Source organism: Rhizobium terrae (assembly GCF_003425685.1).
In the GTDB taxonomy this organism is placed as follows: Bacteria; Pseudomonadota; Alphaproteobacteria; order Rhizobiales; family Rhizobiaceae; genus Neorhizobium; species Neorhizobium terrae.
In genome coordinates, this window is sequence record NZ_QJKM01000007.1 from 129,046 (window position 1) to 141,331 (window position 12,286).

A 12,286-nucleotide genomic window follows, 5' to 3' on the forward strand; every position below is an offset into this window, starting at 1 on the left:
GGACGTGGGCCACGCAGCCCTGGAGAGGGACGGAGACGGCGCGGCATATCCCTTCTCCCCGCGCGCGGGGAGAAGGTGGCGGCAGCCGGATGAGGGGCAATTGCCGCAGAGTCATTTGAAGAGCAAACAACCGGAACCCAAACCTATGAGCGATACCGAAATTGCCGATATCGAACCGGTTCCGGTGAAACGTCCGACCCGCTGGCATATCGCCGTTTTCCTGGCACCGGCCTTCCTGGTCTATACGGCGGTGATGATCCTGCCCCTGATCGAGACGCTCCGCCTCTCGCTCTTCAATATGATCGAGGGCCGGCTTGCCTTTGTCGGCTTCGACAATTTCGCCAGGCTGTTTTCCGATCCACGACTCTCCACCGACTTCTGGAATGCATTGAAGAACAACGTCATCTTCTTCATCATCCACATGCTGGTGCAGAACCCGGTCGGCATTGCCATCGCCGCCATGCTCTCGGTGCCGAACCTGCGTTTTGCCGCCTTCTATCGCTCGGCAATCTTCGTGCCGACGCTTCTGTCCTTCGTCATCGTCGGTTTCATCTGGAAGCTTATCCTGTCGCCGATCTGGGGCATCGCGCCCAACATGATGGATTGGGTCGGGCTGAAATGGGCCTTCGCCCCCTGGCTCGGCAAGCCGGAAACGGCGCTCGTCACCGTCTCGCTGATCTCCGTCTGGCAATATGTCGGCATCCCGATGATGCTGATCTATGCGGCGTTGCTCAACATTCCCGAAGAGGTGCTGGAAGCGGCCGAATGCGACGGTATCACCGGCTGGAGCCAGTTCTGGAAGATCAAGCTGCCGCTCATCCTGCCTTCGATCGGCATCGTTTCGGTGCTGACCTTCGTCGGCAATTTCAACGCCTTCGACCTGATCTATACGGTGCAGGGGGCGCTTGCCGGCCCGAACGGCGCAACGGATATCCTCGGCACGTTGCTATACCGCACCTTCTTCGGTTTCCAGAACCAGATGGGCGACCGCTCCATGGGCGCCACGATCGCTGCCGTGATGTTCCTGATCATCCTCGCCGGCGTCTCGCTGTATCTCTTCGTCATCCAGCGGCGCATGCGTCGATACCAGTTCTGAAGGAGCGAATCATGTCGAAAGCCCGCTCCGCACCCTTGCGTGCCGCGCTCATCCATCTGGCGTTGATCGCCTACACGCTGGTGGCGCTCTTCCCGGTCTTCCTGACGCTGGTGAACTCGCTGAAGAACCGCAACGCGATCTTTCGCGAACCGATGTCCTTCCCGACGCCCTCCACCTTCAGCCTGATCGGTTACGAGACTGTGCTGAACCAAGGGGATTTTCTCGGTTATTTCCAGAACAGCCTGATCGTCACCGTCGTCTCGATCGCGCTCGTCCTGCTCACCGGCGCCATGGCCGCCTTCGCGCTCTCCGAATACCGCTTCCGCGGCAACACGCTGATGGGGCTTTATCTCGCGCTCGGCATCATGATTCCGATCCGATTGGGCACGGTGGCGATCCTGCAGGGCATGGTGGCCGCCGGTCTCGTCAACACGCTGACTTCGCTGATATTGGTTTATACGGCGCAAGGCCTGCCGCTGGCGATCTTCATCCTGTCGGAATTCATGCGCACGGTTTCCGACGACCTGAAGAATGCCGGCCGCATCGACGGGCTGTCGGAATATGCGATCTTCTTCCGCCTCGTTCTTCCTCTCGTCAGGCCCGCCATGGCGACGGTCGCGGTCTTCACCATGATCCCGATCTGGAACGACCTCTGGTTCCCGCTGATTCTCGCTCCCGGCGAGGCCACCAAGACGGTGACGCTGGGCGCCCAGATGTTCATCGGCCAGTACGTCACCAACTGGAACGCCGTGCTGGCGGCGCTCTCGCTCGCCATCCTGCCGGTGATGGTTCTGTATGTGATTTTCTCGCGGCAGCTCATTCGCGGGATTACGTCGGGGGCGGTGAAGTGATGGGTGCAATGTTCGTCGTGCAACGCCACCCCCTCATCCGCCCTTCCGGCACCTTCTCCCCGAGGGGAGAAGGGAATATGCCGCAGCGTCGCCGTTCCCCCTTTACCCAGCGGGGAGAGGGTGGCCGAACGAAGTGGAGGCCGGGTGAGGGGGCCACGCGGTACGTCATTCAAGGAATAAACACATGACCGCCGCAAATCCCATCCGCGTCCTCGTCGCCGGCCTCGGCAATATGGGCAGGAGCCACGCTCTCGCCTATCATAACGAATCGGGCTTCGAGATCGTCGGCCTCGTCAATCGCTCCAGACGCGACCTACCACCCGAATTGGACGCCTATCCGCTCTTCACCGATTTCGAAGACGCATTGAGGCAGACCAGGCCGGACCTCTGCTCGATCAATACCTATTCCGATACGCATGCCGACTATTCGGTCATGGCCTTCGAAGCCGGCTGCGACGTCTTCGTGGAAAAACCGTTGGCGACCACCGTCGCCGATGCCGAACGTGTCGTCGCGGCGGCGAAGAAGCACGGCCGCAAGCTGGTGATCGGTTACATCCTCCGCCATCACCCCTCCTGGATGCGGCTGATCCAGGAAGCGCGGAAAATGGGTCCGCCTTACGTCTTCCGCATGAACCTTAACCAGCAGTCCTCCGGGCCCAAGTGGGACGTCCACAAGGCATTGATGCAGACGACCTCGCCGATTGTCGATTGCGGCGTGCATTATGTCGATGTCTGGTGCCAGATCACCGATGCCAGGGCCGTCGAAGTGCGCGGCATGGGCCTAAGGATGACGGACGAGGTGGCGCCGGACATGTACAATTACGGCCACATGCAGGTCCTGTTCGAGGATGGCTCGGTCGGCTGGTACGAGGCGGGCTGGGGGCCGATGATGTCGGAAATGGCCTTTTTCGTGAAGGATGTCATGTCGCCCAGAGGCTCCGTGTCGATCCTCGTGGACGCCAAGGCGAAGTCCGACGATCTCGACACGCATACCAAGACCTCGGTGATCCGCGTCCATTCGGCCGAAACCGGCGCTGACGGCCAGTTTGTCCGGCGCGACGAGGATCTCGCCATGACCGGTGAGCCGGATCATCAGAAACTCTGCGATCTCGAACAGGCCTATGTCCTGAAGGCTATCCGCGAAAACATCGATCTCACCCGGCACATGAATGACGCCGTCCAGTCGCTGCGCATCTGCCTCGCGGCGGACGAAAGCGTGCGCAGCGGCATGCCCGTAAGACTCTAGAGGATACGCCCTTGGGTTCCCTTCAACTGAAATCCATCCGCAAGGCCTTCGGCACCCATGAAGTGCTGAAGGGCATCGATCTGGATGTGAAGGATGGCGAATTCGTCATCTTCGTCGGCCCGTCCGGCTGCGGCAAGTCTACTTTGTTGCGCACGATTGCCGGCCTCGAGGACGTCACCTCCGGCTCGATCAGGATCGACGGTCAGGAAGTCGCGAGCGTACCGCCGGCAAAACGCGGCATCGCCATGGTCTTCCAGTCCTACGCGCTTTATCCGCACCTGACGGTGAAGGACAACATGGGCCTCGGCCTCAAGCAGGCCGGCACCGAAAAGGCCGAGATCGACGCGCGCGTCTCGAAGGCCTCCGGCATGCTGTCGCTCGATCCCTATCTCGCCCGCCGCCCGGCGGAACTGTCCGGCGGCCAGCGCCAGCGCGTCGCAATCGGCCGCGCCATCGTGCGCGAGCCGAAACTCTTCTTGTTCGACGAACCGCTTTCGAACCTCGACGCGGCGCTGCGGGTCCAGACCCGCCTCGAAATCGCCGGCCTGCACCGGCGGCTGAAGGCGACGATGATCTACGTCACCCACGATCAGGTCGAGGCTATGACGCTTGCCGACAAGATCGTTGTGCTCAATGCCGGCGCGATCGAGCAGGTCGGTTCGCCGATGGAGCTTTACAACAAGCCCGCCAACATCTTCGTCGCCGGTTTCATCGGCTCGCCGCAGATGAATTTCATGCCTGCCGAAAAGCTCGGCGATACATCAGCCAAAACCCTCGGCATCCGCCCCGAACACATCTCGCTCTCCCGCGATAGCGGCGATTGGAAGGGCAAGGTGATTCACGTGGAGCATTTGGGCGCCGACACGATCGTCTATCTGGAAACGGAAGCGACCGGCCTGCTCACGGTCCGCCTGTTCGGCGAACATGCCTATGCGCCGGATGACGTCGTGTTTGCCGTTCCCGACCGGGCGCGGCTGCATCGGTTTGATGCGAACGATCGGGCGATTGGCTGATTATTCGCCGGCTGTCAGCAGCTTCGCCCCACCGGCAGCCTGTACTGCCAGGCTGCCGAACCGGATGCCGGCCTTGAGGCTGGCCTCTTCGGCTGCCCCGCTCAGCCAGGTGTCGATGAAACCGGCATTGAAGGCGTCGCCGGCGCCCGTCGTGTCGATCACCGGCACCGTTTCGGCCGGCGCATGGATCAGCCGGCCCCTGGACATCAGCCAGGCGCCCTCCGCGCCACCCTTCAATGCGACGGTGGGGAATGCGAGTGAAAGTTTGCGGATCGCCACCTGCGGATCGGCGGAACCGGTGATGGCTTCCGCCTCTTCCAGGTTGGGTAGGAAAAGATCGACGCCGGCGCAGGCGCGTAGCAGGCCCCGGTCATAGATCAGCGTCGGATCCCAGCTCGGATCGAGCGAAACGGTGAGGCCCTTTTGCTTGGCGCGGGAAACAAGATCGGGAATTTCATGCAGCGTCGCATATTCGGCGATGTGGAGGTGTCGCGCCTCTTCCCAATCGAACGCCTCTTCCAGCGTTGCCGGCAGGGCGGGTCCGGCGCGGCGCGTCAGGAATGCGCGATCTTGCCCGACGACCGCCGCCACCGTCACCTGCGGACCGGCATCTTCCGCATGTTCGACGAAGCGAAGATCGACACTGCTCTTGCGGATCTGCTGCTCGATGCCCCTGGATAGAGAATCCGTCCCGAGCCGTGCCACAAGCGCCACCTTGCGCTTGGCATACGCCAGATGCGCCGCGGCGATGAAGGCGCCGCCGCCGGCTGCGATCTCCATGCCGTCGGCATAGATTTCCCGCCCCAGCACGGGCAGATGCCCGAGCCCGGTGAAAATCAGGTCGCAATAGACCCGCCCGATGCTGAGCACCGCGGATCTCGTCGCTGTTTGTGTCATCATGAACGGCCCAGAAATGTCTCTGTGCTGGCGTCGAAAAGATAGAGATCACCGGGCGCCGCCTGGCAGGTGAGCTGGCTGCCGATCGCCGGCACGAATTTTTCCCGCGCGGTGGCAATCACGGAATTGTCGGCGATGTCAAGGTGTACCAGCGTTTCCGGGCCGAGCGGCTCGACGGCGGTAACCGTTCCCGTGATGCTGAAGCCGCCACCGTCGGTGATGACGGAATGGGCAATCAGGTCATGCGGCCGGACTCCGATCAGGACATCGCCGCCCGCCGCCATTTCCACGCCTGTGCCGTTGCGCTTGCCGCGCACGAGGTTCATCGAGGGGCTGCCGATGAAGCGGGCGGTGAACACGTCGACCGGGCTCTCGTAGAGTTCCGACGGCGTGCCGACCTGCAGGATATTGCCGTCCTTCATGACGACGATCCGGTCGGCCATGGTCATGGCTTCGATCTGGTCGTGGGTCACATAGACGGTGGTTGTCTTCAGCCGCTGGTGCAGCCGCTTGATCTCGATGCGCATCTGGGCGCGAAGCTGGGCGTCGAGGTTGGACAGCGGCTCGTCGAACAGGAAGGCGGAAGGATCACGCACCATGGCGCGGCCGATCGCGACGCGCTGGCGCTGGCCGCCGGAAAGCGCCGCCGGCCGGCGGTCGAGCAGGGCTTCGAGTCCGAGTATCCTGCCGGCTTCCTCGATCCGCTTGTCCTTCTCGGCCTTGTCGAGCTTGGAGGTATAGAGGCCGAAACCGATATTCTGGCGCACCGTCATATGCGGATAGATCGCATAGTTCTGGAACACCATAGCGATGTTGCGCTGCTTCGGCTCGCGCTCGTTCACGACTTCAGGGCCGATCTTCAACGTGCCGCCGGAGATCTCCTCGAGGCCGGCGATCATTCGAAGCGTCGTCGACTTGCCGCAGCCGGAAGGCCCGACGAAGACGACGAATTCGCCATCGGCGATGGAGAGGTCGATGCCCTTGACGACCTCCACCTTGCCGTAGCGCTTCACGAGTTTTTCCAGTTCGATCGTCGCCATCAGCGGGCTCCCGTCAGGGCGGTGAATTTTTCCTCGAGTTCTGCTGCAGCGGCCGCTTCCTTGTCGGCGGCCGTCTTGGCGGCAGCATCAAAGGCGGCAAGCGTCTCGCGATAGCTTGAGAGCGCCGCGTTCATCGGCTCCGGCGCCGGTCCGCCGAAGCGGGCGCGCACGGAAACGAAATGTTCCGGCGAGACGATCTCCTTGAACTTGTCGAGATCGACCGAGGGCTTGCGGCCCGTCAGATGCTCAAACGCCTTCAGGAAAGGCTCGTAACCGTCATCGGTAAGGCTGCCCTTGGCGGCGACGACGCTCTTTGCCGTCGCGGCGGCGATCTCGTGCGCCTCGCGGAAGGAAAGGCCCTCGATCCTGACCAGCGAGTCGGCAAGTTCCGTAATGGTGATGCACGAGCGGCGTATGTTCTGATCCACCCGCTCCGGATCGATGCTGATCTGGCCCACAAGGGCGGTCAGCAGATCGAGCACCCGGGAGGCGGAGGCGAAGGCTTCGTAGCCCATGCCCTGCGTTTCGCCCTCGCTGTCGTTCATGTCGGTAAACGGCGTGTTGTGCATCACGTCGAGCACGGTGCGTGCCCGGCCCATCGTCTGGCTCGCGAGGTGGCGCAGGTGTTCGATCGGCACCGGATTGCGCTTCTGCGGCATGATCGAGGAGATCTGCACCAGCGCGTTCGGCACGTAGATCTGACCCACTTCGAAACTCGTCCAGAACTGGAAATCCTGGATGAGGCGGCCGAGATGCAGGAACATCAGCTCGATTGCCGAATAGGTCGAGGTCGTGTAATCGACCGAGGCGATGCAGCTGTAGGAATTCCTGAGCGGCGCCGAGAAGCCGAGCAGATGGGCGACGCGAGCCCGGTCGATCGGGAATCCGGACGTGGTGATCGCGGCGGCACCCATCGGGGACAGATCGACGATCCTGCGCGCTTCCGCAAACCGCTCCATGTCGCGGATCAGGATTTCGATCGCGGCCGAGAGATAGTGCCCGAAGGTGGTGGGCTGGGCCGGCTGGCCGTGCGTATAGGCGACGATCAGCGTCGCCTTGTTGCGCTCGGCCGCATCGATCATCGCGGCGAGCAGCTTTCGCGCCTTCTCCATCAGCGTGTCGATCTTCTCCTTCAGGCCGAGTTTGAAGAGCGTGTGGTCGATGTCGTTGCGGGAGCGGGCGGTGTGCAGGCGGCCGGCGATATCGACGCCGATACGAGCCTTCAGCTCCTTCTCGATCAGGAAGAAGAAATCCTCTACCTCGCCGGTATAGACGAGCGTCGAGGGATCGATTTCCCTGTCGATCGCCTCCAGCGCGCCAGCGATCTTGCCGGCCAGTTCCTTGTCGAGAATGCCCGTCTCGACCAGCATTACCAGATGCGCGCGATCGATCTTGCGAAAGCCGTCGACGTGGTGGTTCTTCGCGCCGTCGAAGAGCGGGCGCAGCACGGTTTCCTTGTAGATCGGATCGGGGAACTTGCTGGTGTCGGAAAGGCGCGGGTTGATGTCCGCCATGGCATTATCCCTTTAGGCCCGCCAGCATCACACCGCGGACGATGTAGCGCTGCAGGACGATGAAGACGATGAGCGTGGGAATGGTGGCGATCGCCGCCCCCGTCATGATCATTTCCCACTGGATCTGCTGTTCCACGGCGAAGCTCGAAAGCCCGACGGGCAGCGTATAGAGTTCCTTGCTGGTGGTGACGATCAGCGGCCAGAAGAACGCCGTCCAGTTGCCGAGGAAGGTAAAGATGGCGAGCGCCGAAAGCGCCGGCGTCACCAGCGGCAGCGCCACTTTCCACCAGATCTGGAATTCGTTGAGGCCGTCGACGCGCGCCGCCTCGATGAAGTCGTTCGGCACGGTTTCGAAGAACTGCTTCATCAGGAAGGTGCCGAAGGCCGTCATCATGCCGGGGAACATGATTCCCCAGTAGCTGTCCAGCCAGCCGAGCTGGCTCGACATGAGATACCACGGGATGACCAGCATCTCGGTCGGGATCATCAGCGTCGAGAGGATCGCCAGGAAGATGAAATAGCGGCCGCGGAACTCGAACTTGGCAAGCGTGTAACCGACCAGACTGTCGAAGAAGCAGTTGGAGACGGTGACGATCGTCGCGACCAGCATCGAGTTGAAGAACCAGCGCATGAAGCGCCCGTCCGCCAGGACGGCAATGTAGTTCGCAAGTGTCGGCGCCGCCGGAATGAGGCGCAGGTCGTAGACCTGGTCCGGCGTCTTGAACGAGGTCGAGAACATGAAGGCGAGCGGCGAGATCATCATCAGGCCGCCGATGAAGAGCAGCGTCCAGGCGATGATCCGGCCGGGGCGGATATTGGCCTTGTAGAGCGGAGGGGAAAGGGCCGTGTCGCTCATTTCTTTTCCCTCAGGATGAAGAGTTGCAGCAGCGAGACGATCAAAAGGATGGTGAACAGCACCACCGTCTGCGCCGCCGCATAACCCATGGCATAGGAGTTGAAGGCAGTCTGGTAGATCATCAGCACCAGCGGCTTGGTCGAGCCGAGCGGACCGCCCGGATCATTGGTGGTCATGTTGTAGACCTGGTCGAAGATGCGGAGGAAACCGATCGACGAGAAGACCACGAGGAAGACGGTGGTGGGTTTGAGGAGCGGCAGGGTGATCTTCCTGAGGATCGCCCATTCGCCGAGCCCGTCGATGCGCGCCGCTTCGTAGAACGTGTTCGGAATGGCGCGCAGGCCGGCCATGAAGATGATGATCTGGAAGCCGAGGCCCGCCCAGATCGCCGTCACCATGATCGAGTAAAGCGCCTGGTTCGTGGAGCGGATGAACGGCTGCTGTGGAATGCCGATCAGGGCCAGCACGTCGTTGATGATGCCGATCGGCGGCGGCTGGTAGAACCAGCGCCAGACCCAGGCCATCGCGGCCGCAGTGGTCAGGAACGGCAGGAAATAGAGCGCCCGGATGAAATTATGCATGAAGCGCACGCGATCCAGGAAATAGGCGATCGCAAACGCCAGCACGAGGCTGATCGGCGTGCCGACGATCAGATAAAGGAAGGTGTTCCTGAACACCTTCCAGAACTGCGGGTCCTTGTAGAGCTTGATGTAGTTGGCGAACCATACGAGCTTCGGCGGCCGCACTAGGTCCCAGTTGGTGAGCGACAGGTAGAAGGCCTGGAAGGTCGGGTAGAAGCGGATGATCGTGTAGAACAGGATCGGGACCGCCAGGAAGCTCCATACCCACAGGAGCCGCTTCGTCCGCATGGAGAGGCCGCTGCCCGAGATGGGGCGGCCGGATGCCGCCTCCCGTTGTTCAATCGCTGCCATGGACAGCTCCACTCGGCTGGATCAAGGAATTACGGCCCAAGGGATCAAGGCTTGGCCGCGTCGATCATTTCCTGCTCGGCTTCGGCGGCCTGGGCGAGCGAATCCTTGGTCGACTGGCCTTCGAGCAGCACGCGGTTGACCATGTCGATCGCGTTCTGGCGCTGGCCGAGCTCATCCTTGAAGAGCGTCGTGTGGGCGTACTCCAGACCCTTCAGGAACGGCGCATAGATCGGATCCTTGAGGTTGGCCTCCGTGAGCGCCGCAGAACGCAGCGCCGGCAGTTCGCCGACCGTCTTCAGCCAGATGTCCATGGCGGCAGGCGAGGTGATATAGGCCAGGAACTTCTTGGAAGCTTCCAACTCCTCGCCCTTCGTCTTGGCACTGATGCCGTTGGCGAAATAGCTCGCATAGTTGGAGCGTACACCCTGGGCGTTCGCCGGCAGTTCGGTCACGCCCCATTCGAAATCCTTGATCGTCTTGAACGAGCCGAGGCGGAAGGTGCCGTCGATCGTCATGCCTGCCTTGCCGCCGCGGAAAGCCGCCTGGCCTTCGTCCATGAAACCGGCCTTGCCGATCTTCTTTTCAAGCTGCAGACTGGTATAGAAGTTCAGCGCCTTCAGGCCCGCTTCGCTGTTGTAGGCGACCTTCGTGTCGTTGTCGGTATAGGGCGTTCCGCCGAACTGGCGGATCAGCACCTCGCGCCACCACTGGTGGTCCTGCCCGCCCATGTCGACCGTCGAGCCGGCGACGACGATATTGCCCGCACCGTCGAGCTTGGCGATTTTCTGTCCGGCGGCGACATATTCGTCGAGCGTCTTCGGCGGGTTGTTGGGGTCGAGCCCGGCCTCGGTGAAGAGCTTCTTGTTGTAGAAGAGCGCCAGCGAGCGCACGGCGGTCGGCAGGCCGTAATATTCGCCGTCGCGCTTCATCGCGGTGACGATCGGGAAGAAATCCTTCTCGATCTTGTCATGCGGGAAAGCGTCCTTCGGCAGCGGCTGCAGGAGGCCGCCGGCCACGAACTTGTCGAGCCAGCCATAGAAGAGCTGCATCACGTCGGGCGCGTTACCGGCCATGTTGGCGGCAATCACGCGGGTCTGGTAGTCGGCATAGGGGAAGGTGACCTGCTTGACGGTGATGCCGGGGTTGGCCTTCTGGAATTCCGCGATCAGCTGGTCCATCGCCTTCACGCGCGTGTCGAAGACATACTGCCAGTATTCGATTTCCACCGCCTGTGCGGCATTGACTGCAAACGTGCTGAATCCGGCGAGAAGACCGGCGAACAAAGCTGCCTTGCGCATGTAAGCCTCCATTTGCCCTGCCGGCCCCTTATGAGGTCTGCCGGTCGAAGGGTCCGATTGTTCCCTGCATTCAGCCGCTTCAAGCGGTCAGATGCGTTTTTTGTTTTTGCGGAGAAACGTTTTCCCGTGCCCTCCGCCTGAAGCGCTGCAGCCTTGGCCCAGCCCTTCTCCTAGGCTTTCCTGACTGGTGCCGTTTGTCAATAAGATAATTTACTTGAATTATTCTATTGCCCGGATGGGTTTTCCGGCGTTATGAATTTGCCGGCAACGGAATTTCTGCGACATGACGCTACAGACGGTCGGCACGCACCCGGTGGCCATCGGGAAGAACCCCGAGCGAAGCCGTGATCACAACCGCCGTGTTGTATTGGATGTCGTGCGCCGTAACGGTTCGCTCGGTCGCGCCCATATCGCCAAGCTCACCCATCTCACGCCGCAGGCCGTCGCAAACATCGTCGATGAGCTGGCGGGCGAAGGTCTTCTCATGGAAATGGGCCGGCTGCGCTCCGGCCGTGGGCAGCCGCCGATCCAGTTCGCGGTCAATCCGGAAGGTGGCGCGACGATCGGCGTGGAAATCGCCGCCGATCATATGGTGACCGTCGCGCTCGACCTCGCAGGCCGGCCGAGGGCAAAAAGGATCACGGCGCTCAAGGACAGGACGCCGGAACATATCCTGGCGGCCTTTGCCGCCGAACTTTCGACCGTCGAGAAGTCGGTGGGCTCCAGGCTGTTCGGAACCGGCGTCGTCATGCCCGGCCCGTTCGAGATCGACGGCATGACTTCGGTCGGCCCCACCACGCTGCCCGGCTGGGCCGGGATCGACGCGGCGCAGGCGCTGAGCGAGGCATGCGGCCACACCGTCCTGGTCGAAAACGATGCCACCGCCGCGGCCGTCGGCGAGCGGCTGTTCGGCGCGGGCCTCACCATCTCCAATTTCTGCATGATCTATTTCGGCGTCGGCATCGGCCTCGGCATCATCCAGGACGGCGCGCCCTATCGCGGTGCCTTCGGCAATGCCGGCGAGATCGGCCATGTCACCGTGGTGCCGAAGGGCAGGCCCTGCCCCTCCTGCGGCCAGCTCGGCTGCCTCGAAGGCTACGCGTCGGTCTATGCGCTGAAGGAAAAGCTCGAATGCGCCAGCATCGACGAGAGTGAATTCGCCGATCTGGAAGCGCTGCATGCCGCGGGCCATCCGGTCGTCGAGGCGTGGATCGACGAGGCCGCGACCTATCTCGGGCCGATGGTGGCGATGCTCGAAAACATCCTCGATCCGCAGACGGTGATATTGGGCGGCGCTCTCCCGGATGCGATCATCGACGACATCATCGCCCGCATGGGCACTCTCCCGACCTCGGTTGCAAGCCGCAGGCAGCGCGATCTGCCCCGCGTGCTGCGCGGCAAGACCGGCCAGCTGACGGCGGCGCTCGGTGCCGCGGCACTTCCGCTGTTCGACATGGTCACTCCCAAGCTCGAAACCTCTCTGCCGGGGCTTTCCGATATTCCTGCCAATATTCCCGCATGACATGACATATTGAGGAGAATT

Annotated in this window: 11 protein-coding genes; 5 read left to right on the forward strand and 6 right to left on the reverse strand. The window is 62.0% G+C overall.

Annotated elements, in window-relative coordinates; translation table 11 throughout:
- The first annotated feature begins 145 nt into the window (after window positions 1-145).
- The 4 genes from DMO26_RS14540 (at window position 146) to DMO26_RS14555 (ending at window position 4,206) form a co-directional block, all read left to right on the forward strand.
- Window positions 146-1,096: a carbohydrate ABC transporter permease gene (locus tag DMO26_RS14540; RefSeq protein ID WP_117192874.1), complete on the forward strand. Its 951-nt coding sequence runs from the start codon at window positions 146-148 to the stop codon at window positions 1,094-1,096.
- Window positions 1,097-1,107: 11 nt separating this feature from the next.
- Window positions 1,108-1,947 (forward strand): carbohydrate ABC transporter permease, encoded by an 840-nt coding sequence (locus DMO26_RS14545; protein WP_117192875.1) that lies wholly within the window; start codon window positions 1,108-1,110, stop codon window positions 1,945-1,947.
- Window positions 1,948-2,131: 184 nt separating this feature from the next.
- Window positions 2,132-3,193, forward strand: a complete 1,062-nt coding sequence (locus DMO26_RS14550) for a Gfo/Idh/MocA family protein (RefSeq protein WP_117192876.1) — start codon at window positions 2,132-2,134, stop codon at window positions 3,191-3,193.
- A gap of 11 nt (window positions 3,194-3,204) precedes the next feature.
- Window positions 3,205-4,206, forward strand: coding sequence for an ABC transporter ATP-binding protein (locus DMO26_RS14555; protein WP_117192877.1), 1,002 nt, complete (start codon window positions 3,205-3,207; stop codon window positions 4,204-4,206).
- On the opposite strand, the gene DMO26_RS14560 is transcribed toward DMO26_RS14555, so the two are convergent.
- From DMO26_RS14560 to DMO26_RS14585, 6 genes are read right to left on the reverse strand one after another with little or no spacing between them, the layout of a single operon-like run.
- The gene (locus DMO26_RS14560) at window positions 4,207-5,106 is read right to left on the reverse strand and encodes a carbohydrate kinase family protein (protein WP_117192878.1); all 900 of its coding nucleotides are present in this window, start codon (window positions 5,104-5,106) and stop codon (window positions 4,207-4,209) included. It lies immediately after the preceding gene.
- Entirely contained in the window at window positions 5,103-6,143 is a 1,041-nt protein-coding gene (locus DMO26_RS14565) for an ABC transporter ATP-binding protein (RefSeq protein WP_117192879.1), read from the reverse strand. Before DMO26_RS14565 ends, DMO26_RS14560 begins: the two co-directional genes overlap by 4 nt.
- Window positions 6,143-7,657, reverse strand: a complete 1,515-nt coding sequence (argH, locus tag DMO26_RS14570; RefSeq protein WP_117192880.1) for an argininosuccinate lyase — start codon at window positions 7,655-7,657, stop codon at window positions 6,143-6,145. The genes DMO26_RS14565 and argH overlap by 1 nt, the downstream gene beginning before the upstream one ends.
- Before the next feature lie 4 nt (window positions 7,658-7,661).
- Window positions 7,662-8,513 (reverse strand): carbohydrate ABC transporter permease, encoded by an 852-nt coding sequence (locus tag DMO26_RS14575; protein WP_117192881.1) that lies wholly within the window; start codon window positions 8,511-8,513, stop codon window positions 7,662-7,664.
- Window positions 8,510-9,445, reverse strand: coding sequence for a carbohydrate ABC transporter permease (locus DMO26_RS14580; RefSeq protein WP_117192882.1), 936 nt, complete (start codon window positions 9,443-9,445; stop codon window positions 8,510-8,512). Before DMO26_RS14580 ends, DMO26_RS14575 begins: the two co-directional genes overlap by 4 nt.
- Before the next feature lie 44 nt (window positions 9,446-9,489).
- Entirely contained in the window at window positions 9,490-10,755 is a 1,266-nt protein-coding gene (locus DMO26_RS14585) for an extracellular solute-binding protein (protein ID WP_117192883.1), read from the reverse strand.
- Between the two features lie 271 nt (window positions 10,756-11,026).
- On the opposite strand from DMO26_RS14585, the gene DMO26_RS14590 reads away from it, so the two are divergent.
- Window positions 11,027-12,265 (forward strand): ROK family protein, encoded by a 1,239-nt coding sequence (locus tag DMO26_RS14590; protein WP_117192884.1) that lies wholly within the window; start codon window positions 11,027-11,029, stop codon window positions 12,263-12,265.
- Window positions 12,266-12,286 lie beyond the last annotated feature (21 nt).

Excerpts from the sequence above, each read along its gene's own strand:
- DMO26_RS14540 (WP_117192874.1), top strand. The coding sequence starts at position 146 with ATGAGCGATACCGAAATTGCCGATATCGAACCGGTTCCGGTGAAACGT.
- DMO26_RS14545 (WP_117192875.1), top strand. The coding sequence starts at position 1,108 with ATGTCGAAAGCCCGCTCCGCACCCTTGCGTGCCGCGCTCATCCATCTG.
- DMO26_RS14550 (WP_117192876.1), top strand. The coding sequence starts at position 2,132 with ATGACCGCCGCAAATCCCATCCGCGTCCTCGTCGCCGGCCTCGGCAAT.
- DMO26_RS14560 (WP_117192878.1), bottom strand. The coding sequence starts at position 5,106 with ATGATGACACAAACAGCGACGAGATCCGCGGTGCTCAGCATCGGGCGG.
- DMO26_RS14565 (WP_117192879.1), bottom strand. The coding sequence starts at position 6,143 with ATGGCGACGATCGAACTGGAAAAACTCGTGAAGCGCTACGGCAAGGTG.
- argH (WP_117192880.1), bottom strand. The coding sequence starts at position 7,657 with ATGGCGGACATCAACCCGCGCCTTTCCGACACCAGCAAGTTCCCCGAT.
- DMO26_RS14575 (WP_117192881.1), bottom strand. The coding sequence starts at position 8,513 with ATGAGCGACACGGCCCTTTCCCCTCCGCTCTACAAGGCCAATATCCGC.
- DMO26_RS14580 (WP_117192882.1), bottom strand. The coding sequence starts at position 9,445 with ATGGCAGCGATTGAACAACGGGAGGCGGCATCCGGCCGCCCCATCTCG.
- DMO26_RS14585 (WP_117192883.1), bottom strand. The coding sequence starts at position 10,755 with ATGGAGGCTTACATGCGCAAGGCAGCTTTGTTCGCCGGTCTTCTCGCC.
- DMO26_RS14590 (WP_117192884.1), top strand. The coding sequence starts at position 11,027 with ATGACGCTACAGACGGTCGGCACGCACCCGGTGGCCATCGGGAAGAAC.